The 24,246-nt window shown below is 43.1% G+C and carries 40 protein-coding genes; 1 reads left to right on the plus strand and 39 read right to left on the minus strand.

The genetic code is table 11. The annotated features are described in order from the left end of the window. Positions 1-3: 3 nt before the first annotated feature. Positions 4-345: a hypothetical protein gene (locus tag AC5FXQ_RS09785; protein ID WP_493602282.1), complete on the plus strand. Its 342-nt coding sequence runs from the start codon at positions 4-6 to the stop codon at positions 343-345. A 65-nt stretch (positions 346-410) separates the two neighbouring features. On the opposite strand, the gene hscA is transcribed toward AC5FXQ_RS09785, so the two are convergent. The 39 genes from hscA to AC5FXQ_RS09980 form a co-directional block, all read right to left on the minus strand. Next, positions 411-2,270 (minus strand): Fe-S protein assembly chaperone HscA, encoded by a 1,860-nt coding sequence (hscA, locus tag AC5FXQ_RS09790; RefSeq protein ID WP_493602283.1) that lies wholly within the window; start codon positions 2,268-2,270, stop codon positions 411-413. 111 nt (positions 2,271-2,381) lie between these two features. Beyond that, positions 2,382-2,948: a helix-turn-helix domain-containing protein gene (locus tag AC5FXQ_RS09795; RefSeq protein WP_493602284.1), complete on the minus strand. Its 567-nt coding sequence runs from the start codon at positions 2,946-2,948 to the stop codon at positions 2,382-2,384. 168 nt (positions 2,949-3,116) lie between these two features. Continuing rightward, the gene (locus tag AC5FXQ_RS09800) at positions 3,117-3,416 is read right to left on the minus strand and encodes an FtsB family cell division protein (protein WP_493602285.1); all 300 of its coding nucleotides are present in this window, start codon (positions 3,414-3,416) and stop codon (positions 3,117-3,119) included. A 101-nt stretch (positions 3,417-3,517) separates the two neighbouring features. Next, positions 3,518-4,795 (minus strand): phosphopyruvate hydratase, encoded by a 1,278-nt coding sequence (gene eno, locus AC5FXQ_RS09805; RefSeq protein WP_493602286.1) that lies wholly within the window; start codon positions 4,793-4,795, stop codon positions 3,518-3,520. 20 nt (positions 4,796-4,815) lie between these two features. Beyond that, complete coding sequence (carA, locus tag AC5FXQ_RS09810) at positions 4,816-5,922, minus strand: glutamine-hydrolyzing carbamoyl-phosphate synthase small subunit (protein ID WP_493602287.1); 1,107 nt, start codon at positions 5,920-5,922, stop codon at positions 4,816-4,818. Between the two features lie 76 nt (positions 5,923-5,998). Further along, positions 5,999-6,511: a 50S ribosomal protein L17 gene (rplQ, locus tag AC5FXQ_RS09815; protein ID WP_493602288.1), complete on the minus strand. Its 513-nt coding sequence runs from the start codon at positions 6,509-6,511 to the stop codon at positions 5,999-6,001. A gap of 70 nt (positions 6,512-6,581) precedes the next feature. Then, complete coding sequence (locus tag AC5FXQ_RS09820; RefSeq protein ID WP_493602289.1) at positions 6,582-7,571, minus strand: DNA-directed RNA polymerase subunit alpha; 990 nt, start codon at positions 7,569-7,571, stop codon at positions 6,582-6,584. A gap of 37 nt (positions 7,572-7,608) precedes the next feature. Next, positions 7,609-8,214 (minus strand): 30S ribosomal protein S4, encoded by a 606-nt coding sequence (gene rpsD / locus AC5FXQ_RS09825; protein ID WP_493602290.1) that lies wholly within the window; start codon positions 8,212-8,214, stop codon positions 7,609-7,611. Positions 8,215-8,236: 22 nt separating this feature from the next. Continuing rightward, positions 8,237-8,629 (minus strand): 30S ribosomal protein S11, encoded by a 393-nt coding sequence (gene rpsK / locus AC5FXQ_RS09830; RefSeq protein ID WP_007654262.1) that lies wholly within the window; start codon positions 8,627-8,629, stop codon positions 8,237-8,239. 9 nt (positions 8,630-8,638) lie between these two features. After that, complete coding sequence (gene rpsM, locus AC5FXQ_RS09835) at positions 8,639-9,016, minus strand: 30S ribosomal protein S13 (RefSeq protein WP_007654263.1); 378 nt, start codon at positions 9,014-9,016, stop codon at positions 8,639-8,641. 9 nt (positions 9,017-9,025) lie between these two features. Beyond that, positions 9,026-9,142, minus strand: a complete 117-nt coding sequence (gene rpmJ / locus AC5FXQ_RS09840; RefSeq protein ID WP_007654264.1) for a 50S ribosomal protein L36 — start codon at positions 9,140-9,142, stop codon at positions 9,026-9,028. 5 nt (positions 9,143-9,147) lie between these two features. Then, entirely contained in the window at positions 9,148-9,366 is a 219-nt protein-coding gene (infA, locus tag AC5FXQ_RS09845; RefSeq protein WP_007654265.1) for a translation initiation factor IF-1, read from the minus strand. After that, complete coding sequence (gene map / locus AC5FXQ_RS09850) at positions 9,367-10,140, minus strand: type I methionyl aminopeptidase (protein ID WP_493602291.1); 774 nt, start codon at positions 10,138-10,140, stop codon at positions 9,367-9,369. A gap of 3 nt (positions 10,141-10,143) precedes the next feature. Next, positions 10,144-11,460, minus strand: coding sequence for a preprotein translocase subunit SecY (gene secY / locus AC5FXQ_RS09855; protein WP_493602292.1), 1,317 nt, complete (start codon positions 11,458-11,460; stop codon positions 10,144-10,146). A gap of 5 nt (positions 11,461-11,465) precedes the next feature. Then, positions 11,466-11,912: a 50S ribosomal protein L15 gene (rplO, locus tag AC5FXQ_RS09860; protein WP_007654272.1), complete on the minus strand. Its 447-nt coding sequence runs from the start codon at positions 11,910-11,912 to the stop codon at positions 11,466-11,468. 1 nt (position 11,913) lies between these two features. Further along, entirely contained in the window at positions 11,914-12,093 is a 180-nt protein-coding gene (gene rpmD / locus AC5FXQ_RS09865; RefSeq protein WP_007654273.1) for a 50S ribosomal protein L30, read from the minus strand. Positions 12,094-12,098: 5 nt separating this feature from the next. Further along, positions 12,099-12,617: a 30S ribosomal protein S5 gene (gene rpsE, locus AC5FXQ_RS09870; protein WP_040573757.1), complete on the minus strand. Its 519-nt coding sequence runs from the start codon at positions 12,615-12,617 to the stop codon at positions 12,099-12,101. Between the two features lie 5 nt (positions 12,618-12,622). After that, entirely contained in the window at positions 12,623-12,973 is a 351-nt protein-coding gene (gene rplR, locus AC5FXQ_RS09875; RefSeq protein WP_040573759.1) for a 50S ribosomal protein L18, read from the minus strand. A gap of 8 nt (positions 12,974-12,981) precedes the next feature. Beyond that, positions 12,982-13,536, minus strand: coding sequence for a 50S ribosomal protein L6 (gene rplF / locus AC5FXQ_RS09880; protein ID WP_493602293.1), 555 nt, complete (start codon positions 13,534-13,536; stop codon positions 12,982-12,984). A gap of 14 nt (positions 13,537-13,550) precedes the next feature. After that, positions 13,551-13,949 (minus strand): 30S ribosomal protein S8, encoded by a 399-nt coding sequence (gene rpsH / locus AC5FXQ_RS09885; protein WP_493602294.1) that lies wholly within the window; start codon positions 13,947-13,949, stop codon positions 13,551-13,553. Positions 13,950-14,038: 89 nt separating this feature from the next. After that, entirely contained in the window at positions 14,039-14,308 is a 270-nt protein-coding gene (gene rpsN, locus AC5FXQ_RS09890) for a 30S ribosomal protein S14 (RefSeq protein ID WP_007654283.1), read from the minus strand. A gap of 5 nt (positions 14,309-14,313) precedes the next feature. Continuing rightward, complete coding sequence (gene rplE / locus AC5FXQ_RS09895) at positions 14,314-14,868, minus strand: 50S ribosomal protein L5 (protein WP_493602295.1); 555 nt, start codon at positions 14,866-14,868, stop codon at positions 14,314-14,316. Position 14,869: 1 nt separating this feature from the next. Further along, on the minus strand, positions 14,870-15,193 hold the full coding sequence (gene rplX / locus AC5FXQ_RS09900; RefSeq protein WP_493602296.1) for a 50S ribosomal protein L24: 324 nt from the start codon (positions 15,191-15,193) through the stop codon (positions 14,870-14,872). 20 nt (positions 15,194-15,213) lie between these two features. After that, entirely contained in the window at positions 15,214-15,582 is a 369-nt protein-coding gene (gene rplN / locus AC5FXQ_RS09905; protein WP_076420876.1) for a 50S ribosomal protein L14, read from the minus strand. A 1-nt stretch (position 15,583) separates the two neighbouring features. Beyond that, on the minus strand, positions 15,584-15,841 hold the full coding sequence (gene rpsQ / locus AC5FXQ_RS09910; RefSeq protein WP_493598041.1) for a 30S ribosomal protein S17: 258 nt from the start codon (positions 15,839-15,841) through the stop codon (positions 15,584-15,586). Positions 15,842-15,856: 15 nt separating this feature from the next. After that, positions 15,857-16,057: a 50S ribosomal protein L29 gene (gene rpmC / locus AC5FXQ_RS09915; protein WP_076669271.1), complete on the minus strand. Its 201-nt coding sequence runs from the start codon at positions 16,055-16,057 to the stop codon at positions 15,857-15,859. Between the two features lie 3 nt (positions 16,058-16,060). Next, complete coding sequence (gene rplP, locus AC5FXQ_RS09920; protein ID WP_493602297.1) at positions 16,061-16,483, minus strand: 50S ribosomal protein L16; 423 nt, start codon at positions 16,481-16,483, stop codon at positions 16,061-16,063. A 30-nt stretch (positions 16,484-16,513) separates the two neighbouring features. Continuing rightward, positions 16,514-17,266: a 30S ribosomal protein S3 gene (rpsC, locus tag AC5FXQ_RS09925; RefSeq protein WP_007654291.1), complete on the minus strand. Its 753-nt coding sequence runs from the start codon at positions 17,264-17,266 to the stop codon at positions 16,514-16,516. A 4-nt stretch (positions 17,267-17,270) separates the two neighbouring features. After that, positions 17,271-17,666, minus strand: coding sequence for a 50S ribosomal protein L22 (gene rplV / locus AC5FXQ_RS09930; protein ID WP_493602298.1), 396 nt, complete (start codon positions 17,664-17,666; stop codon positions 17,271-17,273). Position 17,667: 1 nt separating this feature from the next. Next, complete coding sequence (gene rpsS / locus AC5FXQ_RS09935) at positions 17,668-17,946, minus strand: 30S ribosomal protein S19 (RefSeq protein ID WP_076420878.1); 279 nt, start codon at positions 17,944-17,946, stop codon at positions 17,668-17,670. A gap of 3 nt (positions 17,947-17,949) precedes the next feature. After that, on the minus strand, positions 17,950-18,774 hold the full coding sequence (rplB, locus tag AC5FXQ_RS09940) for a 50S ribosomal protein L2 (RefSeq protein WP_493602299.1): 825 nt from the start codon (positions 18,772-18,774) through the stop codon (positions 17,950-17,952). A 10-nt stretch (positions 18,775-18,784) separates the two neighbouring features. Then, the gene (rplW, locus tag AC5FXQ_RS09945; RefSeq protein WP_493602508.1) at positions 18,785-19,072 is read right to left on the minus strand and encodes a 50S ribosomal protein L23; all 288 of its coding nucleotides are present in this window, start codon (positions 19,070-19,072) and stop codon (positions 18,785-18,787) included. Between the two features lies 1 nt (position 19,073). Continuing rightward, complete coding sequence (gene rplD / locus AC5FXQ_RS09950) at positions 19,074-19,700, minus strand: 50S ribosomal protein L4 (protein ID WP_493602300.1); 627 nt, start codon at positions 19,698-19,700, stop codon at positions 19,074-19,076. 1 nt (position 19,701) lies between these two features. Continuing rightward, positions 19,702-20,319 carry a 50S ribosomal protein L3 gene (gene rplC / locus AC5FXQ_RS09955; protein ID WP_493602301.1) on the minus strand — a complete coding sequence of 206 codons (618 nt, stop codon included), beginning with the start codon at positions 20,317-20,319 and terminating at the stop codon, positions 19,702-19,704. Positions 20,320-20,493: 174 nt separating this feature from the next. After that, the gene (gene rpsJ, locus AC5FXQ_RS09960) at positions 20,494-20,799 is read right to left on the minus strand and encodes a 30S ribosomal protein S10 (protein ID WP_007654312.1); all 306 of its coding nucleotides are present in this window, start codon (positions 20,797-20,799) and stop codon (positions 20,494-20,496) included. Between the two features lie 12 nt (positions 20,800-20,811). Continuing rightward, positions 20,812-22,914, minus strand: coding sequence for an elongation factor G (gene fusA, locus AC5FXQ_RS09965; protein ID WP_493602302.1), 2,103 nt, complete (start codon positions 22,912-22,914; stop codon positions 20,812-20,814). A 3-nt stretch (positions 22,915-22,917) separates the two neighbouring features. Next, on the minus strand, positions 22,918-23,385 hold the full coding sequence (gene rpsG, locus AC5FXQ_RS09970; RefSeq protein ID WP_007654316.1) for a 30S ribosomal protein S7: 468 nt from the start codon (positions 23,383-23,385) through the stop codon (positions 22,918-22,920). 19 nt (positions 23,386-23,404) lie between these two features. Next, positions 23,405-23,821 carry a 30S ribosomal protein S12 gene (gene rpsL / locus AC5FXQ_RS09975; RefSeq protein ID WP_007654317.1) on the minus strand — a complete coding sequence of 139 codons (417 nt, stop codon included), beginning with the start codon at positions 23,819-23,821 and terminating at the stop codon, positions 23,405-23,407. Positions 23,822-23,926: 105 nt separating this feature from the next. Continuing rightward, a complete protein-coding gene (locus AC5FXQ_RS09980; protein ID WP_116541570.1) occupies positions 23,927-24,244 on the minus strand; it encodes a DUF3467 domain-containing protein in 318 nt (105 codons plus the stop codon). Between the last annotated feature and the right edge of the window lie 2 nt (positions 24,245-24,246).

Here is a 24,246-nt window from a genome sequence, read left to right on the forward strand (position 1 = left end):
GCCATGGCGACGGACAAAGGTATAACCCTGTTCCGGGTGCTTGGCCTGGGTTCCACGCGGCGCAGCATTATGATGCTGGTGCTGTCCTGGATCCTCAATGTGGCCTGGCTGGGGTTCAACTATTTCTGGCGGCTCGTTCCGGAGTCGGTGCTGATTGCTATACCTGTGCTCCTGCTGCTCTACGGCCTGCTCGCCCTCATAGCCTATGTATATTGGGGCGTGAAAGGCGTACGCGAACAGGACGAACCGTATGCCAACATCATGGTCGGGGTGATCGTGGCGATTACACTGCTATACCTGAATTATACCTTGCTTGACGCCCTGCTTTCCCTTAGCCGATCGTAAAAACAAGAAGAGCTGGCCATCACGGTCAGCTCTTCTTGTTTTCGGGTATAAGCAGCAGGTATAGCCTACTCTATTTTCTTGCCTGCCATCGCCTGCTTAATGGAAATCTGCATGACACGCTCCGCAAATGGGCTTGTCTGCTCTTCCAAGGTATCCACGGCTTTCAGAATCTGATCTTTGTCGCCACTTGGCAGCACGTCGCGCAGTTTCTGTAAGTTCTCTTGCGTCAGCTTTATCTCGTCTTCGGTTAGGTGCTGGTTGTTCTTTTCCAGGAACCGCTCCACCTGGTACAGCATCTGCTCAGCCGTGGTGCGGGCTTCGATCACCATACGCGCCGATACGTCCTCACGGGCGTGGGTAATAGAGTCCATCAGCATCTGCTCCACTTGAGAATCTGTCAGGCCGTACTGTGGCTTCACCTCCACCTCCTGGCGTACTCCTGAGCGCAATTCAATTGCCTCCACTTTCAGGATGCCGTCGGCGTTCAGAATAAAGTTTACATCTACTTTCGGGAAACCTGCTGGCATAGCCGGTATACCTTTCAGGTCAAACTCAGCCAGCTTGCGGTTTTCCTTCACCAGGTCACGCTCGCCTTGGTAAACTGAGATCTTCATGTTCACCTGTCCATCGATCGAAGTCGTGTACTGGCGACCTGCCTTGGTGGGTATCTTGGAGTTACGCGGGATGATCGAGTCCATCAGTCCGCCCATGGTTTCTATGCCAAGCGTAAGCGGCGTCACGTCCAGCAGCAGGATGTCTTTGCGGTTGCCCGACAGGATATCGGCCTGAATGGCAGCGCCGAGGGCCACTACTTCATCCGGATTGAGGGTATTGTTGGCAGGCTTTCCGAAGAACTCCGACACTGCCTCGTATACCATTGGCACACGGGTAGAGCCACCCACCATGATCACGGCATCGATCTGCTCCGGCTTCAGTTTGGCATCGCCCATCGCCTGTCGGCAGCTGTCGATGGTCTTGGCCACGATCGGGGCAATTAGCTCTTCAAATTTGTGACGCGTAATACCGCATTCAATATCATTCACCTTGCTGGTATAGATCTGCTGCTGGCTCAACGCCTTCTTGGCCTCCTCTGCCTTCAAACGCAATTCCTGCTGCAGGTTTTTGTCCTCGTTCAGCGTATCTGCCACCAATTGATTTTCCTGGATCCAGTAATTGATGATAGCCCGGTCCATGTCGTCGCCGCCCAGGTAGGTGTCGCCGTGTGTAGAGAGCACTTCAAATATACCCTGGTGCAGACTCAGAATAGAAATATCAAAAGTACCACCGCCCAAGTCGTATACAGCGATCGTCTTCTCTTCTGAAGGATCTATACCTATACCGTAGGCAAGCGAAGCTGCAGTCGGCTCGTTAACAATGCGCAGCACTTCCAGCCCTGCCAGTTTACCGGCATCGCGGGTAGCCTGACGCTGCGAGTCATTGAAGTAAGCCGGCACTGTGATCACCGCTCTGTTCACAGGCGTTTTGAGGGCATGCTCAGCACGCTCACGCAGCTCTTTCAAAATCTCTGCAGATAATTCAATCGGGGAATAGAACCTGTCTCCTACCCTGATCTTCACGAGTCCTTCGCTGTCATCGTCGATGATCTTATAGCCGAAATAGTCTTTGTGTTCGCCCAGGTCTTTGTAAGATTTACCCAGCAGGCGTTTTACAGAATAAATGGTATTGCCCGGGTCAGTGGTGAGGTATTCTTTTGCCTCGTTGCCCACAATCGTCTCGCCGTTCTGGGTGAAGTGCACCACAGAAGGCACGATCGTACCACGACCAAGGTCATTTATAGCTACCGGTTTTTTGGTTTCAGGATGTATATAGGCTACCAGGCTATTGGTAGTCCCAAGATCTATACCTACGATCACCTCTTCCTGCTGAAGGGCTCCCGTAGAAAGGTTTATCGCAACTTTTGCCATGTTCTTATACGTTAGTGAGGCCGCCCTATACCTGGGCAGCGCTATACGCAAAGTTACGAAAAAATAAGGGGAGGTGTGGGGATGGTCATGCTTTATACCTGGTAGCCCGGCTCATACCTTTAATATAGCCAACGAAACAGGGTACGGATCATGTGTAGCGTCTTTGATGACCAGCCAGCAAACCCTAATCACGTGGAGTGCATTCAGGAAGTATAGCACCAGATAGGCGCCCAACACATACCACGAACCAGGATAATGCATGATCTTCATCCAGGCAAAAAGCATAACCAGTGGATAGGTGACTAAAGACCAGGTAATCTGAAAGTTCAGTAGGCTGATGCCCTGTTCGTGCACATGGAGCACTTTCTTTTTCTGTGTAATCCAGATGATCAGCGGGAAAACGAGATTCCCAAGAGGCATTAACAGATAAGATAGCACCGACAGATGCATCAACAGCAACACACCTTTATCTGGCTCTTTGCCGTAGTCATACACTTCCTCCACATCAACGTCTAGTGCCTGGCAGATGGATTTTAAGGTATAGCCTCGTGGCTCGGTCTCCCCTTTTTCTATACGCTGCAGAGTCCGCAGGCTTATACCTGCCATTTCTGACAGCTCCTCCTGGCTCAGGCCCTTTCTCTTTCGTATTCCGATAATCTTGTTTCCTAACTGCTTCATCGTGTCTACAGATTTGTTTCTCAATACTACATCAAAAGTATCATCTGAGCTGCCGGTGTTTCTATGTCATTCCTACGACATTTATGACTTTTAGGCTCCCAAGGGCTATAAATGCAGAAAGCTGTTCGTCAAAACAGCTTTCTGCACATCCATCGATGGACCTATATCTTACTTCTCCTTCTTCGGCACAACGATAAACACATCCTCTCCCGGGCGCTTCATCAGGTATTTTTCCCTGGCAAATTTTTCGAGCAGCTCCGGATTACCCATCAATTCCTCACGGTCCTGCTGTACCTCGGCCATTTTTTCCAGGTAGTACTCTTTGTCCATTTCTTTATCGCGCAACTCTCTGCTCATGCGGTACTGCGTGATAAAGTCATTCGAATCAAAAAATAACATCCACACCAAAAACAGCATACCTGTTATAAAATAAAAACTGCGAACAAACTTAGGTATACGATTAAGCATATATAAAAAACTATAGATATTATTCTGAGGGCTTTACACAAAAATAAGGCTGTGAGTCATAAACCCACAGCCTTATGCCTAAAATATTTTCTTGATGTTCTTTAGAACTTCTTTCCAGGATAATAAGCCACTTCGCCAAGCTCCTCCTCAATGCGAAGCAACTGGTTATACTTGGCCATACGATCAGAGCGGGAAGCCGAACCTGTCTTGATCTGTCCTGTGTTCAACGCTACTGCCAGGTCAGCAATTGTGTTGTCTTCTGTCTCACCAGAGCGGTGCGACATCACACTCTTATACCCATGACGCAGACCTAAGTTGATGGCGTTGATGGTTTCCGTCAATGTACCGATCTGGTTTACCTTGATCAGGATAGAGTTGGCTACGCCCTGGTCTATACCTTGCTGCAGACGGTTCACGTTCGTTACGAACAGGTCGTCGCCAACCAACTGTACTTTACTGCCGATTGACTCAGTCAGCTCTTTCCAGCCTTTCCAGTCGTCTTCGTCCATACCGTCTTCAATTGAGGCGATCGGGTACTTCTCCGTCCACTCTTTCCAGTAGCTTACCATTTCAGAAGAAGTCAGCTTGTCGCCGGTCGACTTCTTGAAGGTATACAGGCCGGTAGACTTGTCGTAGAATTCCGAGCTGGCTGCGTCCATGGCAATCATCATGTCGTCGCCCGGCTTGTAACCAGCTGCTTCGATTGCCTGCAGTACCACCTCGATTGCCTCTACATTGGAAGCGATATTAGGAGCAAAGCCACCCTCGTCGCCTACGTTCGTAGAAAGTCCTTTCTTCTTCAGTACGTTCTTCAGGTGATGGAACACTTCAGAGCCCATACGAAGCGCTTCTGAGAAAGAAGGCGCACCAACCGGCATGATCATGAACTCCTGGAAGTCGATGGCGTTGTCAGCATGGCTACCACCGTTCAGGATGTTCATCATTGGTACAGGAAGGGTGTTAGCATTTACGCCACCTACGTAGCGGTAAAGCGGCATACCTAGTTCCTGCGCAGCAGCACGAGCAATCGCCAATGACACACCCAAGATTGCATTAGCGCCCAGGTTGCCTTTGTTCTCCGTACCGTCCAACTCGATCATGATCTTGTCAAGCAGGTTCTGCTCGAACACCGGAAATCCGACAAGCTCTTCAGCTATCTTCTCGTTTACATTTTGAACGGCCTGCAGCACACCTTTGCCCATGTACTTGCCTTTGTCGCCGTCACGAAGTTCTACCGCCTCGTGCACACCTGTAGAAGCGCCAGACGGAACAGCAGCACGGCCTAAAACGCCGCTCTCTGTAAACACATCAACTTCTACTGTCGGGTTGCCTCTTGAATCAAAGATCTGGCGGGCTTTAATATCTGTAATTAAGCTCATCGGTTTGTTTTTATATAGTTTTACTTGTTTTGCTCTAGCAGGTCGATAAAATCATCGAATAGGTAAACGGAATCATGTGGTCCAGGGGAAGATTCCGGGTGATACTGTACCGAGAAAGCCGGCTTAGACTTCATACGTATACCTTCGACAGTATTATCGTTCAGGTTGATATGCGTCACTTCTACGTCCGGATGGTTCTTCAGTTGTTCAGCATCTACCACAAATCCATGGTTCTGTGAAGTAATTTCGCTTAAACCTGTAATCAGGTTCTTCACTGGATGATTCAGTCCTCTGTGGCCATTGTGCATTTTGTAGGTAGCAATGCCATTAGCCTGTGCCAGCATCTGGTGCCCCATACAAATTCCGAACATCGGTCTGTTCTTATCAAGGATTTGCTTCACACTGTTTATCGCCACTGTAGTTGCTGCAGGATCGCCAGGACCATTTGAAATAAAGTAACCATCTGGGTTCCACTTCTCCATTTCCTCAAACGGCGTATCATAAGGGAACACCTTTACTTCACAACCACGCGCCACTAGATTGTTCAGGCTGTTTCGCTTCACACCAAGATCCAGCACAGCCACTTTATACTTCACCTCCTCAGGCTTCATGTGGTATACCTCTGGTGTGCTCACATGCGAAGATAGCTCAAGCCCAGCCATTGATGGTACTTCAGCTAATCTCTGCTTCAAAGCTGCTATATCCGCAGTCTCAGAAGAAATAATGCCGTTCATGGCACCTTTGTCACGTATATGACGCACCAGGGCACGAGTGTCAATCTCACAGATGCCAACTATACCTGCTTTTTCAAAGTAATCCTGCAAAGAACCTTCTGCACGCTTACGGGAGAAGAAGTGCGAGAACTCTTTACATACAAGACCATTGATCTGTACTTTTTCTGATTCTACTTCATCGGACTGCACACCGTAATTTCCTATGTGCGAAAAAGTAGTGACAACTAACTGACCATAGTAGGATGGATCCGTGAAGATTTCCTGATAGCCAGTCATACCTGTGTTAAAGCATAACTCACCACCTGTTGTACCGATGCGCCCCAGGCTCTTACCTGTGAAGACGGTACCATCTTGCAATAAAAGAATAGCTTCGGAAGTTGTGTGTTTCTTCATTTTAATAATTTGATACAAAAATAAAAAAGGGACACGACTTCCGTCATGTCCCTTTGCAATATTTCACAAATGAAGCTTATTCAGCATCTTTTGTTTCATCTTTAGTGCCCTCTGCTTCTGGAGTTGCTGGAGCTGAAGCCTCAGTAGACTCAGCACCTTTTTTCTTAGAAGAAGAACGACGACGAGTTTTCTTAGCACCACCGGCAGTACCAGTTGTTGTCAGCATATCCTCGTTGTAGTCAACAAGCTCGATAACGCACATTTCAGCGTTGTCACCAAGTCTGTAACCAGTCTTCAGAATACGAGTGTAACCACCTGGTCTGTTAGCGATCTTTACAGATACTTCGTCAAACAGCTCTTTCACAGAATCTTTGTCCTGCAGGTAAGCAAAAACAGTTCTTCTGGAGTGAGTAGTGTCGTTTTTAGATTTTGTCAGTAGAGGCTCGACATACTTGCGTAGTGCTTTCGCTTTAGCTACTGTTGTAGAAAGACGCTTGTGCAGGATAAGCGAAGCAGCCATGTTTGACAGCATTGCTTTACGGTGCGAAGCGGTTCTTCCTAAGTGATTGATTTTTTTACCGTGTCTCATTATTTTGAATTGTGCACGGGCATACCGTCGATCAACCCACCCGGGGATCGGGAATTATGCCGTAGGATTATTAATCTTCTTCTAATTTATACTTAGAAAGGTCCATGCCAAAAGTCAGGCCTTTCTCTTGCACCAGGTTCTCAAGCTCTGTCAAAGACTTCTTACCGAAGTTACGGAACTTCATCATGTCAGAGATATCCAACTGTACAAGGTCGCCAAGCGTTTTGATGTCGGCAGCCTTAAGGCAGTTGTAAGCTCTTACAGAAAGATCCATATCCTGAAGTGAAGTCTTCAGTACTTTGCGCATGTGCAGCAGTTCTTCATCCACAGCTTCTTCTTCTTCAGGCTTAGCTGTTTCGAAAGTCATTGTGTTGTCAGAGAAGAGCATGAAGTGCTGAATCAAAATATTGGCAGCACCTTTCAAGGCATCCTCAGGATGTATAGAACCATCAGTCTGTATGTCAAGCAATAGCTTTTCATAGTCAGTCTTCTGTTCAACGCGTGTATTTTCTACACTGAACTTTACATTCTTGATAGGCGTGAAAATGGCATCAATTGGAATAAGACCAAAAACTTGATCTGCTGGCTTGTTTTCTTCAGCAGGAACGTAGCCTCGTCCTTTCTGAATAGTAAGCTCAACTTCCAGTGTCATGTTCTTGTCCAGGTTGCAGATTACAAGCTCTGGGTTAAGCACCTCAAAGCTTGTAGAGAATTTGCTGATGTCACCAGCTACAAATTTATCCTGACCTGAGATAGATACAGTGACCTTGTCATCAATAACTTCGCTAATTTTCTTAAAGCGAACCATTTTCAAGTTGAGGATGATATCAGATACATCCTCCACTACGCCTTCAACAGACGAGAACTCATGCAGTACACCAGGTATGCGAACGCTAGTAATTGCGTAACCTTCCAGAGAAGAAAGCAAAATTCTTCGCAAAGCATTACCGATGGTTACTCCGTAACCTTTTTCAAGCGGCTTGAATTCAAATAAACCATGAAAGTCGTCGGCTTTTTCCATTACAACTTTCTCTGGCATTTGAAATGCTAATATTGACATACTTGCAGTGTTAAAGGTTAAAAATTGATTAAGCGGCTTACTTAGAGTAAAGCTCGACGATCAGCTGCTCCTGAATTTTCTCAGGAATCTGGTCACGCTGTGGCGCAGACACAAATTTACCAACCATCTCAGCTGCATCCCACTCTAACCAGCTAAATGCACGTGCATTACGTACGCTCAGGCTAGTTGTAATTGCCTCAAGAGACTTTGATTTCTCTCTTACGGCTACCGTATCACCAACTTTCAAGCTATAGGATGGAATGTTAACGATCTCGCCGTTAACAGTGATATGCTTATGCAAAACCAGCTGACGGGCAGCTCTTCGTGTTGGAGCAATACCTAATCTGTAAACTGTGTTGTCAAGTCTAGACTCAAGAAGGATCAACAGGTTTTCACCAGTGATACCGCCTTTACGAGCTGCTTTTTCAAACAGGTTAGCAAACTGCTTCTCCAGCATACCATAGATATATTTTGCTTTCTGCTTTTCAGCAAGCTGAACTGCATATTCAGACTGCTTCTTACGACGGCCACGGCCGTGCTGTCCTGGAGGATAGCTTTTCTTTTTTAGTGCTTTGCTTGGGCCAAAAATCTCCTCGTTAAATTTTCTGGAGATTTTGCTTTTAGGACCAGTATATCTTGCCATTGTATTTAATCTAATTTACTAATTAAACTCTTCTGCGTTTAGGAGGACGACATCCGTTGTGAGGAAGTGGTGTAACATCCTTGATGGTTGTTACTTCGATACCAGTGTTCTGTACAGTACGGATGGCGGACTCTCTACCTGCACCAGGGCCTTTTACAAATACTTCAGCTTTGCGCATACCTAGATCATAAGCGACCTTCGCGCAATCTGCAGCAGCCATTTGTGCAGCGTAAGGAGTGTTCTTTTTAGAACCTTTGAAACCCATTTTACCAGCAGAAGCCCAAGAAATAACTTGTCCTGCGTTGTTGGTTACTGAGATAATGATATTGTTGAAAGAAGCTTTGATGTGTACCTGGCCTGTTGATTCAACAACTACAACACGCTTCTTAGCTTTGTCTTTTCTTTTCTGAGCCATGATCAAAAATTATTTAGAAGCTTTCTTCTTGTTTGCTACTGTCTTACGCTTACCTTTTCTTGTGCGCGAGTTATTCTTCGTGCGCTGACCTCGTACAGGTAGACCTTTACGGTGTCTCAAACCACGGTAGCAGCCAATATCAAGAAGACGCTTGATATGCAATTGCACTTCTGATCTCAAAACACCTTCTGTTTTGATCTCAGCTGCGATTACATTTCTGATCTCATTAGCTTCATCTTCGGTCCAGTCTTTCACCTTTTTGTCAAGATCCACCCCGGCTTTGTTTAGGATTTGCACAGAGAGATTACGACCTATACCATAGATGTACGTCAAAGAGATCTCTCCTCTTTTGTTGTCCGGAATATCAACTCCTGCTATTCTTGCCATAATTAATAATTATCCTTGTCTTTGTTTATATCTTGGATTTTTTTTGTTGATCACATAAAGTTTCCCCTTGCGGCGGATAACTTTACATTCAGCACTTCTCTTTTTTACTGATGCTTTGACTTTCATTGTAGTTATTTATATCGATAAACAATTCTTCCTTTAGTTAAATCATAAGGAGACATCTCCAATTTAACTCGGTCACCTGGCAGAATCTTGATGTAATTCATTCTCATTTTACCTGAGATATGTGCGATCACCTGATGACCATTTTCTAACTCTACCCGGAACATTGCATTTGATAATGCTTCGATGATAGTACCGTCTTGCTCGATAGAGGACTGCTTCGCCATTTATTGTTGTTTAGCTTTATCTATGTAATCAAAAGTTGTTAATACTTCTGCTTGATCTTTTCTTATAACCACTGTATGCTCAAAATGAGCAGAAGGTTTATTATCACGGGTTCGGATTGTCCACCCATCTTCCTCTTGAATAATATACCTGGTACCGAGGTTAACCATTGGTTCAATCGCAAGTACTAACCCATCCTGAAGCTTTAATCCCTGTCCACGTTTTCCATAATTAGGCACTTCAGGAGATTCGTGTAAGTTACGCCCTATACCGTGTCCTACTAGTTCCCGTACGACACCATACTTAAAAGCTTCAGCGTGTGTCTGTATAGCATGGCTAACATCACCTAGTCTATTCCCCACAACTGCCTTTTCGATACCTTTGTACAAGGACTCTTTTGTAACCTCTAACAGATGAGAAACCTCGTCTGAAACATTACCGACAGCATGTGTAAATGCACAATCGCTGTGAAAACCATTATAATAGACTCCACAGTCAACAGATATCACGTCGCCATCGTTCAAAACGTAATTACTTGGCATCCCATGGACAACAGTAGAGTTTACCGAGATACAGAGGCTAAAAGGAAACCCATTGTAGTTCTTAAAAGATGGAACAGCTCCATGATCTTTGATAAACTCTTCAGCTCTTTTATCTAGAGTAAGGGTTGACACCCCCTCCTTTATAAGAAGAGCTATTTCGCCATGTGCTTTACTTAATATTAAAGCACTCTGGCGAATTAGCTCTATTTCTTCTTCAGTCTTGTAAAAAACCATTTATTAGGATACCATGGCAATATTCTCTGTTCTGCCTCTAAGCTTACCAGATTTCATCATGCCATCATAGTGACGCATTAGTAAATAACTTTCAATCTGCTGCAACGTGTCAAGAACAACACCCACCATAATAATCAGGGAAGTGCCTCCATAGAACTGAGCAAACTCTCTTGTCACTCCAAATAGCATGGCAATAGCAGGAAAGATTGCTACAAGCGCTAGATAAATAGCACCTGGCAGCGTGATTTTTGTAAGAATATTATCAATATATTCTGAGGTAGAACGACCAGGTTTAACACCAGGGACAAAGCCACCACTACGCTTCAAGTCATCAGCAATTTGATTCGGATTAACAGTAATCGCTGTGTAGAAGTAAGTAAATATCAGGATCATTAATCCAAATACTACATTGTACTGCCATGAGGTGAAGTCCGAGAATGTCGCTCCTATATAACTCGCTGTTTCATTTGAATCCGCCCAGATTGAAGCAATCATAGAAGGGAGGAACATAAGTGATTGAGCGAAAATGATAGGCATAACACCTGCAGCATTTACCTTCAAAGGAATAAACTGACGCTGACCACTGTATAGGGAGCTGCCGCCAACCTGCTTGGCATATTGTACTGGGATTCTTCTTACTGCCTGCGTAAGCATAACAACAGACATTACTACAAAGAAGAGAACAACTAACTCAAAGATAAACAGCAATGCACCATTTAACTCTTTAGACAAGGCTTCTGCAACAATGGCACCAGGGAAACGTGAGATAATGCCAATCATAATCAGCATTGATATACCATTTCCTATACCTTTATCAGTTATTCTTTCACCAAGCCACATACAGAAGATTGTCCCGGATGTCAACACAATCATGGAGCTTATGGTGAACAGTGTTGTGTTTACTACAATTGCTTCACTGTTGATAGTAGCAACAAAGCCTACTGCCTGAGCTAGCGTAATGATAATAGTAAGAACTCGGGTGATTTGGTTGATTTTCTTTCTACCAGACTCACCCTCCTTCTGCATTTTTTGAAAATACGGAACGGCTATAGTAAGTAGCTGTAATACGATAGAAGCTGAAATATATGGCATAATACCCAACGCAAAGATGGAAGCATTGCTAAATGCTCCACCTAAAAACGTATCCAAAAGACCAAATATACCTTCGGTGTTGGCCTTGAGCTGGTTAGGATCTATACCAGGAAGAACAACATAAGAACCTAATCTAAAAATAGCTATAAAACCTAAGGTATTGAGTATTCGTACTCTTAGATCATCAATAGCAAAAATGTTCTTAATTGTTGTTATAAACTTCTTCATAAAAATTAAAGGGCTACTGTTTTACCGCCTGCTTTTTCGATGGATGAAATGGCAGTCTGAGAAAAAGCGTGAGCGTGTACTTCTACAGCTTTAGATATCTCTCCTCTACCTAAGATCTTAACTTTGTCATTCTTGGACACTAAACCGTGCGCCTTGAAGAAATCAAAGTTAAAAACTTTTTCATTAGTTTCTGCAGCCAAAGACTCCAGAACATCTAAATTTATTCCTTTATACTCTACTCTGTTGAAGTTTTTGAAACCAAACTTAGGCACACGTCTCTGAAGTGGCATCTGACCACCTTCAAAGCCTGACTTCTGAGAGTAGCCAGAACGAGACTTGGCACCTTTGTGACCTCTAGTAGAAGTTCCACCTCTACCTGAGCCAGTTCCTCTGCCTATTCTCTTTCTAGTCTTAACAGACCCTTCTGCAGGTTTTAATGAATTCAAATACATATTAAATGTCCTTTACTTCTACTAAATTGTGAACCTTGTTAATCATACCAGCAATCTGAGGTGTTTTCTCAACAGTTACTGATTTATTGATCTTACCAAGACCTAGTGCTTGAATTGTAAGCTTTTGGTTCTTTGGTCTATCAATAATGCTTTTAACTTGTGTGATTGTTACTTTAGCCATCTCAATTAACCGTTAAATACTTTCTGCAAATTAACACCACGCTGCTGAGCTACGGCCAAAGGATCACGCATTTTAGACAGCGCGTCAAATGTTGCTTTCACCACGTTGTGTGGGTTAGAAGAACCTTTAGACTTACAAAGTACGTCTTTGATACCAGCACTTTCCAGTACCGCACGCATTGCACCACCGGCGATTACACCAGTACCTGGAGCAGCAGGCTTAACAAGAACAAAGCCACCAGAGTACTTTCCTTCCATTGCATGAGGAACGGTATGATGATAAAGAGGCACTTTCACCAGGTTCTTCTTTGCATCGTCAATACCTTTTGCAATAGCATCAGTTACTTCATTTGCTTTACCAAGGCCGTATCCAACAACTCCGTTACCATCACCTACTACAACGATGGCAGCGAAGCTAAATCTTCTACCACCTTTTACAACTTTAGCTACACGATTGATCGCAACAACTTTTTCTTTGAGTTCGATCTCGCTAGCCTTTACACTACGAATATTATTTTTCAACATAATTCTTAGAATTTAAGGCCTGCCTCGCGTGCGCCTTCAGCCAATGATTTTACATTACCATGGTAAAGGTATCCAGAACGGTCAAACACCACCTGCGTGATACCCATCTCGAGAGCTTTAGCTCCTATTTCTTTTCCAACCTGATTGGACACTGAAATATTAGCGTTGGATACACCATCAAGCTTCACAGAAGAGGCAGCCGCCAAAGTTTTTCCTGTAGTGTCATCGATCAGCTGTGCATAGATAGCTTTGTTGCTTCTAAAAACAGATAATCTTGGTCTGGCAGAAGTACCAGAAATCTTGTTTCTGATACTTCTCTTAATTCTAAGTCTTCTTGATACTTTATTAACAGACATGATGATGATTATTTAGACGCTGTCTTACCAGCTTTTCTTCTTACAACTTCTCCTACAAAACGGATACCTTTACCTTTGTAAGGCTCTACTTTGCGAAGTGATCTGATTTTAGCAGCTACCTGACCGATCAGTTGCTTGTCATTACTTTCAAGCGTGATAACTGGTGCTTTACCTTTTTCTGTTACTGCGGTTGCAGAAACTTCTTCAGGCATGGTCATGAAGATATTATGTGAGTATCCAAGAGCAAGCTCCAGCACATTTCCCTGTACAGTTGCTTTGTAACCTACACCCACTAACTCCAGTTGCTCTTTATAGCCTTCACTTACACCTACCACCATATTGTTGATAAGTGAACGGTAAAGACCATGCATCGCTTTATGACGCTTTTGCTCAGTAGGTCGCTCAACCACAATTTGGTTTTCTTCCTGCTTTACAATAATGTCTTTATCTACCGGAGTAGTTAGTGTTCCCTTAGGACCTTTTACAGTAACAACGTTATCCTTTGCAATAGCAAATTCAACATTTGTCGGCAGAGTGATTGGCAATTTTCCTATACGTGACATTGTCTATCCTCCTATTAGTAAACGTAACACAATACCTCACCACCTACATTAAGTGACTTGGCTTCTTTTTCAGTCATTACACCTTTGGAAGTTGACAAAATAGCAATGCCTAACCCGTTCAGAACGCGTGGCAGGCTGTCATTCCCGGTATACTTACGAAGCCCTGGTTTACTAATCCTCTCTAGTTTCACAATAGCAGATTGCTTAGTGGTAGGATTATATTTCAGAGCGATCTTAATTGTACCTTGTACAGAGGAGTCATCAAATTTGTAGCTTTGAATGTATCCTTTTTCGTACAATACTTTTGTAATCTCTTTCTTGATATTGCTAGATGGTATTTCAACTACTCTGTGGTTTGCCTTGATGGCATTACGCACTCTAGTTAAATAATCTGCTATTGGATCTGAGTTCATTATGAATCACTTAAATCTTGAACGCTTTTTCTAAGCGAGCGGCAAAGATAAGAATATCTTTTCTTCTTTCTTAATATGTTAAGAAAAAATTACCAGCTCGATTTTGTTACACCAGGAATTTTACCCATAACAGCTAGTTCTCTGAATACTACACGTGAGATACCGAATTTTCTCATGTAACCACGTGGTCTTCCAGACAGCTTGCAACGGTTATGTAACCTTACTGGAGATGAATTCTTAGGAAGCTTATCAAGTCCTTCGTAATCTCCTTTTGCTTTCAGTTCAGCACGCTTCGCAGCGTACTTTGCTACTAACTTCTGTCTTTTAAGCTCTCTCGCTTTTACTGCTTCTTTAGCCATTTTTCTTATTTCTTAATATTAGTGAAAGGCATACCAAACGCTTTAAGCAACTCGTAGCTCTCCTCATCAGTCTGAGCAGTTGTTACGAAGGTAATATCCATACCACTAATGGCTTTAATTTTATCAATGCTGATCTCAGGGAAAATGATCTGCTCTTTTACACCAAGTGTATAGTTTCCACGACCATCAAAACCTTTATCACTTACACCTCTAAAGTCACGTACACGCGGCAGAGCAATTGTCAACAGACGGTCAATGAACTCGTACATACGCTCACCTCTTAGTGTAACGCGTGCACCGATTGGCATGCCTTCACGAAGTTTGAAGTTTGAAACTGACTTCTTAGCGATGGTTGCAACAGCTTTCTGGCCTGTAATGGTAGTAAGCTCTTCTACACCGATGTCAACAAGCTTCTTATCTGCTACAGCAGCACCGATACCTTTGTTGATAGAGATCTTTGTGATCTTAGGCACCTGCATTACGTTCTTGTACTGGAACTTCTCTTTCAGGGCAGGTATTACCTCCTTCTGATATTTTTCTTTAAATCTTGCAGTTGCCATATTAGATTACTTCTCCTGATTTTTTAGAATAACGCTCTGTTTTACCTTCGCTGTTTTTTCTTCTGCCAACTTTGATAGTCTCACCTGAATTGGGATCAACTATAGCTACATTGCTGGCATGAATAGGAGCTTCCATTTTAGAGATACCGCCTTGAGGATTTTGAGCGCTAGGCTTTGAATGCTTAGTCACCATGTTTATACCTTCTACAGTTACTCTTTGCTTCTCAATATTAACAGCTGTTATGCGGCCTGTTTTTCCGCGGTCGTCACCGGCAATCACCTTAACTGTATCGCCAGTTTTTACGTGAAGTTTTTTCTTATTCATCTTGATGTCTGAATTAATGATTAAAGAACTTCAGGTGCCAACGAAACAATTTTCATGAATTGCTTTTCACGTAGCTCACGTGCAACTGGTCCAAAGATACGTGTACCACGTGGCTCGTTGTTAGCGTTCAGAAGCACGGCAGCATTGTCGTCGAAACGAATATAAGATCCGTCTTTTCTTCTGATCTCTTTCTTTGTTCTTACAATAACTGCTTTAGAAACAGTTCCCTTTTTAACGTTTCCAGAAGAAAGGGCTGACTTTACAGTTACAACGATTCTATCACCGATAGAAGCATATTTTTTGCCTGTACCACCTAGAACACGGATGCAAAGAACTTCTTTAGCACCACTGTTGTCGGCTACATTCAATCTTGATTCCTGCTGTATCATTTTATTTCGCCCTTTCTATTATTTCAACTAAACGCCAGTTTTTATTCTTGCTTAGAGGACGTGTCTCCTGAATGCGTACGGTATCACCAATATTGCATTCGTTATTCTCGTCATGAGCCATGAATTTGGTGGATTTGCTAACGAATTTTCCATACATAGGGTGCTTCATTCTGCTTTCCACTAACACAGTGATAGACTTGTCCATCTTGTTGCTAACAACCTTACCACTTCTTTCTTTTCTAAGATTTCTCTCTTCCATGATTTCTATTAAGTATTAAGAGTTAGCTTCAATTTCACGGCGACGGATCTCAGTATTCAGACGAGCAATTGATTTTTTCGTCTCACGGATTTTCATCGGATTTTCCAACGGAGAAATAGCATGTGCAAAACGCAGGTTCTGCATTGTTGTTTGCTCCGTATTAAGCTTCTCTTTCAGCTCTTCTAAAGACAAAGCTTTAATCTCTGAATTTTTCATATACTATTTCTCAACGTAATCTCTACGTACTACAAACTTTGTTTTAACTGGCAGCTTCTGTGCAGCTAATCTAAGTGACTCTTTCGCCACTTCCATAGGTACACCATCTGATTCAAACATGATGGTACCTGGTTTAACTACGGCTACCCAATATTCAGGAGAACCTTTACCCTTACCCATACGAACCTCTGCAGGCTTCTTCGTAATTGGTTTGTCAGGGAAAATTCGAATCCATACTTGACCTTCACGTTTCATCGCTCTTGTCATGGCGATACGAGCAGATTCAATCTGACGGCTTGTAATCCAAGAAGCCTCCAGTGATTTGATCGCAAAAGAACCAAATGAAATAGTACTGCCTCTATGAGCCAGACCTTTCACACGGCCTTTTTGCATTTTTCTATATTTAGTCCTTTTCGGCTGTAACATTTTCTAAAACTTAATAATGTTATCAATCAATTATTGGCGACGCTTACGCTTAGGAGCTCCGTCAGTTTTCTTGCGATCACCGCGGCCTCTTCTATCGCCACCCTGTGCACCTGCTCCACCTTTGGTATCCATGTCTGCATTCGGAGTAAGGTCTTTTTTACCGTAAACCTCACCTTTGAAGATCCATACTTTGATACCCAGCTTACCATATACAGTCTGAGCTTCAGACAATGCATAGTCGATATCAGCACGAAGAGTGTGCAGTGGAGTTCTGCCTTCTTTGTAGTGCTCTGTTCTTGCCATTTCAGCACCGCCAAGACGACCTGAAACCTGAACCTTGATACCTTCAGCACCAACACGCAGCGCAGAAGCAATCGCTTGCTTCATGGCACGACGGAAAGAGATACGGGCCTGCAACTGCTGAGCGATAGATTCACCTACCAGCTTTGCATCAAGCTCTGGGCGCTTAATTTCAAAAATGTTGATCTGAACATCTTTGTTAGTAAGCTTCTTAAGCTCTTCCTTAATCTTATCTACTTCCTGACCGCCTTTACCGATTACTACACCTGGTCTGGCTGTGTTGATAGTGATAGTGATGCGCTTAAGGGTTCTCTCAATGATAATTTTAGAAATACCACCTTTAGGAATACGCGCTAAAATATATTTTCTGATTTTCTCGTCTTCAACCAGTTTCTCAGCGAAATCTTTGCCACCATACCAGTTAGAATCCCAACCTTTGATAACTCCTAGGCGAAAACCGATCGGATTTACTTTCTGTCCCATGTTCTTACTTATTGGCTTTTTTAGATTTCTTTGATTGCTGTTGCTCTAGTTGCTCTTCAGTCATGCTGTCAATCACAAGAGTCACATGATTAGATCTTTTCCTGATTCTGTAACCTCGGCCCTGTGGTGCAGGACGCAGACGCTTCAGCATCTTACCTTCATCAACAAAAATCTCTTTGATATAAAGATTGGCATCTTCTATGCGGGCATCTTCATTCTTTTGCTGCCAGTTAGAAAGAGCTGATAATAAAAGTTTTTCAATTCTTTCGGCACCTGAGTTAGCTTCGAATTTCAATAAACCTAGGGCTTTATTTACGCTTTTGCCGCGCACCAGACCTGCTACTAATCGCATTTTGCGAGGAGAAGTAGGTACGTTTTTAAGTCTTGCTACTGCTTCCATTTTATCGCTTGCCTTTATCTTTTTTAGCAATATGACCTCTAAAGTTTCTGGTTGGGGCAAACTCACCAAGTTTATGTCCTACCATGTTCTCTGTCACATAAACTGGGATAAATTTATTCCCGTTATGAACTGCGAATGTGTGACCTACGAAATCTGGAGAAATCATAGATCTACGTGACCAAGTCTTGATAACAGTCTTCTTACCAGACTCGTTCATCACGTCTACTTTCTTCTCGAGCCTATAGTCAATATAAGGCCCTTTTTTTAATGATCTAGCCATTTACTATTTCTTTCCTCTATTAACTATAAGTTTCTCTGAATGCTTTTTCTTGCTGCGTGTCTTTAGACCTTTCGCTAATAAGCCTTTGCGTGAACGTGGGTGACCACCTGATGACTTACCTTCACCACCACCCATAGGGTGATCGACAGGGTTCATAGCAACACCACGTACTCTTGGACGCTTACCTAACCATCTGTTACGACCGGCTTTACCGATTTTAACATTCATATGGTCAGAGTTAGAAACTGTTCCTACAGTTGCATAGCAGTTTACAAGTACCATGCGAAGTTCGCCAGATGGCAACTTGATTGTTGCATAGCGTCCTTCTCTTGCAACTAGCTGAGCATATGAACCTGCACTTCTTGCAAGTGTTGCACCTTGGCCCGGCTGCAATTCGATGTTGTGAACGATTGTACCTAGAGGAATATCAGATAAAGGAAGGCAGTTACCTACTTCTGGAGCACTACCAGGTCCTGAAATTATTTCAGTTCCAACCTGGATTCCAGAAGGAGCAATTATATAGCTCTTCTCACCGTCTGCATAATAAAGCAATGCAATACGGGCGGTTCTGTTTGGATCGTACTCGATCGTTTTAACCGTAGCTGGCACACCGTGCTTCGTACGCTTAAAGTCGATAACTCTGTACTTCTGCTTGTGACCACCGCCCACATAGCGGATAGTCATTTTACCTGAGTTGTTTCGTCCACCAGATTTTTTACTCGGTGCCAACAAAGATTTCTCGGGAGTAGCTGTTGTGATCTCATCGAACGCTGGCGCTACACGGAATCTTTGACCTGGTGTTGTTGGTCTTAACTTCTTTAAAGCCATTGTTATTTAATTATATGCTGCTGTAAAAGTCGATTACTTCGCCCTCTTTCAAGGTAACGATTGCCTTTTTCTTAGAAGCTGTACGGCCTGTTACAGCGCCAGACTTAGTGTATTTACTTTTCACTTTGCCTTGTGTTTTCATGGTTGCTACCTTCTCTACAGTAACACCATAAAGCTTCTCAACTGCCTTCTTGATTTCTACTTTGTTGGCTTTGATATTTACCTCAAAAGCATACTTTCCGACCTCATTCATGGCAGCGAATTTTTCCGTCAGAAGCGGTTTTTTCAAAATCATAATATTATGCGCTTAGGAGGTTTTCAATAATGTTTACAGAGTCTTCAACCAGCAAAACACGATCAGTATTTAACAGATCATATGTGTTTAGATCGCTAGCAGTAGAAATCTTCACTTTATTCAAGTTGCGTCCTGAAAGAACTACATTCTTATCAACTTGAGGAAGCACTAGCAAAGTTTTGCCCTCTACCTTTAAGTTGCTTAGCATGTTCTTAAACTCTTTTGTCTTAGGAGCCTCAAATGTAAAAGACTCAACAAGAGAAACTTTATTATCTTTCGCTAACAACGATAGAGCTGAAATACGGGCAGCTTCTTTAAGTTTCTTGTTCAGCTTGAAACTGTAGTTTCTTGGCTTAGGTCCAAATACTCTACCACCACCATAGAACAAAGGCGACTTGATGCTACCTGCACGAGCGCCACCGGTTCCTTTTTGCTTTTTGATTTTTTTGGTAGAACCTGCTATTTCAGCTCGCTCCTTTGACTTGTGCGTACCTTGTCTCTGATTAGCCAGGTACTGTTTCACGTCAAGATACATTGCATGCTCATTTGGCTCAACACCAAATACAGCATCAGAAAGGGTCACCTTTCTACCTGTATCTTCACCTTTGATATTCAATACAGAAAGCTCCATTTTATTTCTCAATTAACACGTAAGAATTTTTGGCACCTGGTACAGAGCCACTAACTACCAACAGATTTTTGTCTGCAATAACACGTATCACAGTTAAGTTCTGAATCTTAACTCTGTTACCACCCATTCTACCGGCCATACGCATTCCTTTGAATACTCTTGATGGCCATGATGCGGCACCAATTGAACCAGGGTGTCTTGCTCTGTTATGCTGACCGTGAGTCTGTCCACCTACACCGGCAAAGTTGTGGCGCTTTACAACACCCTGAAAACCTTTACCTTTTGATGTACCAACTACATCAACAAATTCTCCTTCTTCGAATAGATTCACATCAACTGTATCTCCAAGATTCAGTGACACTCCTTCTACATCGAACTCAGCAACTTTTTTCTTAGCTGACGTATTAGCTTTTTTGTAATGACCAGCTTCTGCTTTCGTTACTCTTTTAAGCTTTTTGTCGCCGTAGCCAAGCTGCACAGCTGCGTAGCCATCAGTCTCAACCGTCTTCACTTGAGTAACTACACATGGTCCTGCTTGAATAAGCGTAACTGGAGTGTATTTACCATCTGTAGTGAAGAGGCTTGTCATTCCGATTTTTTTACCGATAATTCCAGGCATTCAACTTGTTTTTTAAAAGATGGATATAATGATTTTATCCCACAGCTCTCGCTAAGGGAGTGCAAAGTTAATAAAATTTAAAATGCTTTAGCAACTTTTGTCTAAAATATTATTAATCAGCGCATAAAAAAAGAGAACCCTAAGGTTCTCTTTTTAATATTCGATCCGTTTTTATCAAACTTTGATCTCAACATCCACACCGCTAGGAAGTTCTAACTTCATCAATGCGTCTACTGTTTTAGAGCTTGTAGAGTAGATATCAACCAGGCGCTTGTAAGTGCAAAGCTGAAACTGTTCTCTGGATTTCTTGTTCACGTGTGGTGAACGAAGAACTGTGAATTTATCCTTCTCTGTAGGAAGAGGAATAGGACCGCTTACGATTGCTCCAGTAGCCTTTACAGCTTTCACAATCTTCTCAGAAGATTTGTCTACCAGGTTATGGTCGTAAGACTTAAGCTTAATTCTAATTTTCTGATTCATTATCTTTTACTACTATTTAGCTGCAGTTCCTTTTAATTTAGCAATGATGCCATCGGCCAGGTTTTGTGGTACTTGCTCATAATGAGAGAAAGTAAGAGAAGCCGTCGCTCTACCTGAGGTAATGGTACGAAGGTCAGTTACGTAACCAAACAGTTCTGAAAGCGGAACGTCTGCCTTAACTACTGTTGATGTTCCTTTCGTATCCATACCTTTCATGATACCTCTTCTTCTGTTCAAGTCACCAGTTACAGGACCTGTGTACTCGTCCGGAGTTACTACATCCACTGCCATGATTGGCTCAAGTAGTTTCGGAGCACACTGCTTGCCTGCTTCTTTGAAGCCCTGACGTGCAGCCAGTTCAAAAGAAAGTGAGTCAGAGTCAACGTCGTGGAATGAACCATGGAACAGACGAACTTTCATAGAGTCGATCGGGAAGCCTGCCAGAATACCATTCTTCATTGCTTCTTCGAATCCTTTCTGAATTGCCGGGATAAATTCTCTTGGAATCACACCACCTACAATTGCATTCTCAAACTCTAGCCCTTGCTTGCCATCTTCACGTGGTCCCATTGTGAACACGATATCGGCAAACTTACCACGACCACCTGACTGCTTCTTAAACACTTCTCTGTGCTCAACAGCCTTGGTGATTGTCTCTTTGTAAGCTACCTGTGGTGCACCTTGGTTCAATTCAACCTTGAACTCACGCTTCATACGGTCGATGATGATCTCCAGGTGAAGTTCACCCATACCTCTAAGGATCGTCTGACCAGTTTCCTCGTCAGTGTTTACCTGCAGAGTTGGATCCTCTTCAACAAGTTTGGCAATCGCCATACCCATTTTATCAGAGTCAGCCTGTGTCTTTGGCTCAATAGCATAACCAATTACTGGCTCTGGGAACTCCATTGATTCCAGTACGATTTTAGCTTCTTGTGCACACAGCGTGTCACCAGTCTTAATATCCTTAAAGCCTACTACCGCAGCAATGTCACCAGCTTGCAGCTTGTCAATCTGGATTTGCTTATTTGCATGCATCTGGAAAATACGAGAGATACGCTCTTTGTTTCCAGAACGAGAGTTATATACATACGAACCTGAATCAAGCACACCTGAGTAGGCTCTAACGAAGCACAGACGACCTACATAAGGGTCTGTAGCAATTTTGAAAGCCAGACCTGCAAACGGGTCTGTTTCTGATGGCTTTCTTGCTACTTCTGCGCCCGTGTCAGGGTTTGTACCAATAATGCTTTCTTTATCAACTGGTGATGGAAGCAACGCCATTACATAATCCAGCATTGTTTGCACACCCTTGTTTTTGAAAGATGAACCGCATAGCATTGGCACGATCGCCATGTCAATTGTTGCAGCACGAAGAGCATTCAGAATCTCTGCTTCCGTGATTGAATTAGGATCTTCGAAGTATTTCTCCATCAAAGATTCATCATATTCAGCAACGGCTTCCAGAAGCTTTTCTCTGTACTCTTCAGCTTCTTCTAGCATATCATCTGGAATTGGAACTTCAGTAAAGGTCATGCCTTTATCACTTTCATTCCAAACAATACCTCTGAAGTTTACCAGGTCAACCACACCTTTGAAGTTGTCCTCAGAACCAATTGGTAACTGAAGTGCAACGGCATTGCTACCAAGCATTTCTTTCACCTGACGGCATACATTCAGGAAGTCAGCACCTGAGCGGTCCATTTTGTTAACAAAACCGATACGCGCCACTTTATAGTTGTCAGCAAGTCTCCAGTTAGTTTCAGACTGAGGCTCAACGCCATCAACTGCACTAAAAAGGAATACCAGACCGTCCAGTACACGCAGTGAGCGGTTCACCTCTACTGTAAAGTCTACGTGACCTGGAGTATCGATAATGTTGATATGGTAGTCGTTACCTCTGTAAGGCCAGTTTACAGTAACAGCTGCGGAAGTGATTGTGATACCACGCTCTTGTTCCTGCTCCATCCAGTCAGTGGTAGCGCCACCTTCGTGAACCTCACCTAATTTGTGAGATTTACCTGTATAGTAAAGTATACGCTCTGTTGTCGTTGTTTTACCAGCGTCAATGTGAGCGGCAATACCAATATTACGTGTGTATTTTAAGTCCCTTGCCATTAATTAAAATCTAAAGTGTGAGAATGCTTTGTTTGCCTCGGCCATTCTGTGCGTGTCGTCTTTCTTCTTAACGGCAGCACCTTCACCTTTTGCAGCTGCGATAATCTCACCAGCTAATTTGTCTTTCATTGTCTTCTCACCTCTCTTGCGAGCGTAAGAAATCATCCACTTGATACCAAGAGATACTCTGCGGTCCGGACGAACCTCAGTCGGCACTTGGAAAGTAGCACCACCTACGCGGCGGCTTTTTACCTCTACGCTTGGCATTACATTGTTCAATGCTTTTTTCCAAGTCTCAAGGCCGTTCTCTTTCGTTCTTTGCTCTACTAATTCTACAGCATCATAGAAGATACCATAAGCAATACTTTTCTTACCATCTTCCATCAGATAGTTTACGAAACGTGTTACCAAGGTCTCTTTGAATTTTGGATCAGGAAGGAGAACTCTACTTTTAGGCTTTGCTTTTCTCATTGTAATATAATTCTATCAATTATTTTTTCTTACCACCTTTACCTGCAGCAGCGGCTGGCTGGCCTGGCTTAGGTCTCTTAGCACCGTACTTCGAACGTGACTGCAAACGGCCGTTAACTCCGGCTGTATCCAGTGCACCGCGTACGATGTGATAACGAACACCTGGAAGGTCTTTCACTCTACCACCTCTGATAAGCACAATAGAGTGCTCCTGAAGGTTGTGACCTTCACCTGGGATATAAGCGTTCACTTCTTTACCGTTTGTAAGCCTTACCCTGGCTACCTTACGCATAGCTGAGTTTGGCTTCTTAGGAGTGGTTGTATACACTCTTGTACATACACCACGACGTTGTGGGCATGAATCTAGGGCTGGAGACTTCGACTTTGAAGTTAACTTCTCTCTTCCCTTTCTTACTAATTGCTGTATAGTAGGCATTTATAATTTGTTAATTATAGATATTTTTCACTCTAAAATTTGGTCTGCAAAGGTAGGAAAACCATTTTGCAAATTCAAAATTTTAATTCATTAATTATTAGCACCTTAGGCTTCGCCTACTGTTCCTCCAAAGTTCATTGGGAAAGATGGTGCTTCATTTGCCGGTTTGATTTCCCCAAAGCTGTTCTCAAATTTTTGAATGTTATCGGCCAGAGCCGCCAATAATCTCTTGGCATGCTCTGGCGTGATAACTATCCTTGATTTCACTTTTGCTTTAGGCAATCCTGGCATCAGTCTTATAAAATCAATCACAAATTCACCACTTGAGTGGGCAATCATTGCCAGATTGGCATATTCCCCCTCTGCTATCTCTTCTGATAACTCGATGTTTATTTGATTTTGATTTTTCAGTTCCTCTGCCATAC

This window comes from Pontibacter sp. LHS1 (assembly GCF_058932855.1).

Excerpts from the sequence above, each read along its gene's own strand:
- AC5FXQ_RS09785 (WP_493602282.1), top strand. The coding sequence starts at position 4 with ATGGCGACGGACAAAGGTATAACCCTGTTCCGGGTGCTTGGCCTGGGT.
- hscA (WP_493602283.1), bottom strand. The coding sequence starts at position 2,270 with ATGGCAAAAGTTGCGATAAACCTTTCTACGGGAGCCCTTCAGCAGGAA.
- AC5FXQ_RS09795 (WP_493602284.1), bottom strand. The coding sequence starts at position 2,948 with ATGAAGCAGTTAGGAAACAAGATTATCGGAATACGAAAGAGAAAGGGC.
- AC5FXQ_RS09800 (WP_493602285.1), bottom strand. The coding sequence starts at position 3,416 with ATGCTTAATCGTATACCTAAGTTTGTTCGCAGTTTTTATTTTATAACA.
- eno (WP_493602286.1), bottom strand. The coding sequence starts at position 4,795 with ATGAGCTTAATTACAGATATTAAAGCCCGCCAGATCTTTGATTCAAGA.
- carA (WP_493602287.1), bottom strand. The coding sequence starts at position 5,922 with ATGAAGAAACACACAACTTCCGAAGCTATTCTTTTATTGCAAGATGGT.
- rplQ (WP_493602288.1), bottom strand. The coding sequence starts at position 6,511 with ATGAGACACGGTAAAAAAATCAATCACTTAGGAAGAACCGCTTCGCAC.
- AC5FXQ_RS09820 (WP_493602289.1), bottom strand. The coding sequence starts at position 7,571 with ATGTCAATATTAGCATTTCAAATGCCAGAGAAAGTTGTAATGGAAAAA.
- rpsD (WP_493602290.1), bottom strand. The coding sequence starts at position 8,214 with ATGGCAAGATATACTGGTCCTAAAAGCAAAATCTCCAGAAAATTTAAC.
- rpsK (WP_007654262.1), bottom strand. The coding sequence starts at position 8,629 with ATGGCTCAGAAAAGAAAAGACAAAGCTAAGAAGCGTGTTGTAGTTGTT.
- rpsM (WP_007654263.1), bottom strand. The coding sequence starts at position 9,016 with ATGGCAAGAATAGCAGGAGTTGATATTCCGGACAACAAAAGAGGAGAG.
- rpmJ (WP_007654264.1), bottom strand. The coding sequence starts at position 9,142 with ATGAAAGTCAAAGCATCAGTAAAAAAGAGAAGTGCTGAATGTAAAGTT.
- infA (WP_007654265.1), bottom strand. The coding sequence starts at position 9,366 with ATGGCGAAGCAGTCCTCTATCGAGCAAGACGGTACTATCATCGAAGCA.
- map (WP_493602291.1), bottom strand. The coding sequence starts at position 10,140 with ATGGTTTTTTACAAGACTGAAGAAGAAATAGAGCTAATTCGCCAGAGT.
- secY (WP_493602292.1), bottom strand. The coding sequence starts at position 11,460 with ATGAAGAAGTTTATAACAACAATTAAGAACATTTTTGCTATTGATGAT.
- rplO (WP_007654272.1), bottom strand. The coding sequence starts at position 11,912 with ATGTATTTGAATTCATTAAAACCTGCAGAAGGGTCTGTTAAGACTAGA.
- rpmD (WP_007654273.1), bottom strand. The coding sequence starts at position 12,093 with ATGGCTAAAGTAACAATCACACAAGTTAAAAGCATTATTGATAGACCA.
- rpsE (WP_040573757.1), bottom strand. The coding sequence starts at position 12,617 with ATGTTGAAAAATAATATTCGTAGTGTAAAGGCTAGCGAGATCGAACTC.
- rplR (WP_040573759.1), bottom strand. The coding sequence starts at position 12,973 with ATGTCTGTTAATAAAGTATCAAGAAGACTTAGAATTAAGAGAAGTATC.
- rplF (WP_493602293.1), bottom strand. The coding sequence starts at position 13,536 with ATGTCACGTATAGGAAAATTGCCAATCACTCTGCCGACAAATGTTGAA.
- rpsH (WP_493602294.1), bottom strand. The coding sequence starts at position 13,949 with ATGAACTCAGATCCAATAGCAGATTATTTAACTAGAGTGCGTAATGCC.
- rpsN (WP_007654283.1), bottom strand. The coding sequence starts at position 14,308 with ATGGCTAAAGAAGCAGTAAAAGCGAGAGAGCTTAAAAGACAGAAGTTA.
- rplE (WP_493602295.1), bottom strand. The coding sequence starts at position 14,868 with ATGGCAACTGCAAGATTTAAAGAAAAATATCAGAAGGAGGTAATACCT.
- rplX (WP_493602296.1), bottom strand. The coding sequence starts at position 15,193 with ATGAATAAGAAAAAACTTCACGTAAAAACTGGCGATACAGTTAAGGTG.
- rplN (WP_076420876.1), bottom strand. The coding sequence starts at position 15,582 with ATGATACAGCAGGAATCAAGATTGAATGTAGCCGACAACAGTGGTGCT.
- rpsQ (WP_493598041.1), bottom strand. The coding sequence starts at position 15,841 with ATGGAAGAGAGAAATCTTAGAAAAGAAAGAAGTGGTAAGGTTGTTAGC.
- rpmC (WP_076669271.1), bottom strand. The coding sequence starts at position 16,057 with ATGAAAAATTCAGAGATTAAAGCTTTGTCTTTAGAAGAGCTGAAAGAG.
- rplP (WP_493602297.1), bottom strand. The coding sequence starts at position 16,483 with ATGTTACAGCCGAAAAGGACTAAATATAGAAAAATGCAAAAAGGCCGT.
- rpsC (WP_007654291.1), bottom strand. The coding sequence starts at position 17,266 with ATGGGACAGAAAGTAAATCCGATCGGTTTTCGCCTAGGAGTTATCAAA.
- rplV (WP_493602298.1), bottom strand. The coding sequence starts at position 17,666 with ATGGAAGCAGTAGCAAGACTTAAAAACGTACCTACTTCTCCTCGCAAA.
- rpsS (WP_076420878.1), bottom strand. The coding sequence starts at position 17,946 with ATGGCTAGATCATTAAAAAAAGGGCCTTATATTGACTATAGGCTCGAG.
- rplB (WP_493602299.1), bottom strand. The coding sequence starts at position 18,774 with ATGGCTTTAAAGAAGTTAAGACCAACAACACCAGGTCAAAGATTCCGT.
- rplD (WP_493602300.1), bottom strand. The coding sequence starts at position 19,700 with ATGGAGCTTTCTGTATTGAATATCAAAGGTGAAGATACAGGTAGAAAG.
- rplC (WP_493602301.1), bottom strand. The coding sequence starts at position 20,319 with ATGCCTGGAATTATCGGTAAAAAAATCGGAATGACAAGCCTCTTCACT.
- rpsJ (WP_007654312.1), bottom strand. The coding sequence starts at position 20,799 with ATGAATCAGAAAATTAGAATTAAGCTTAAGTCTTACGACCATAACCTG.
- fusA (WP_493602302.1), bottom strand. The coding sequence starts at position 22,914 with ATGGCAAGGGACTTAAAATACACACGTAATATTGGTATTGCCGCTCAC.
- rpsG (WP_007654316.1), bottom strand. The coding sequence starts at position 23,385 with ATGAGAAAAGCAAAGCCTAAAAGTAGAGTTCTCCTTCCTGATCCAAAA.
- rpsL (WP_007654317.1), bottom strand. The coding sequence starts at position 23,821 with ATGCCTACTATACAGCAATTAGTAAGAAAGGGAAGAGAGAAGTTAACT.
- AC5FXQ_RS09980 (WP_116541570.1), bottom strand. The coding sequence starts at position 24,244 with ATGGCAGAGGAACTGAAAAATCAAAATCAAATAAACATCGAGTTATCA.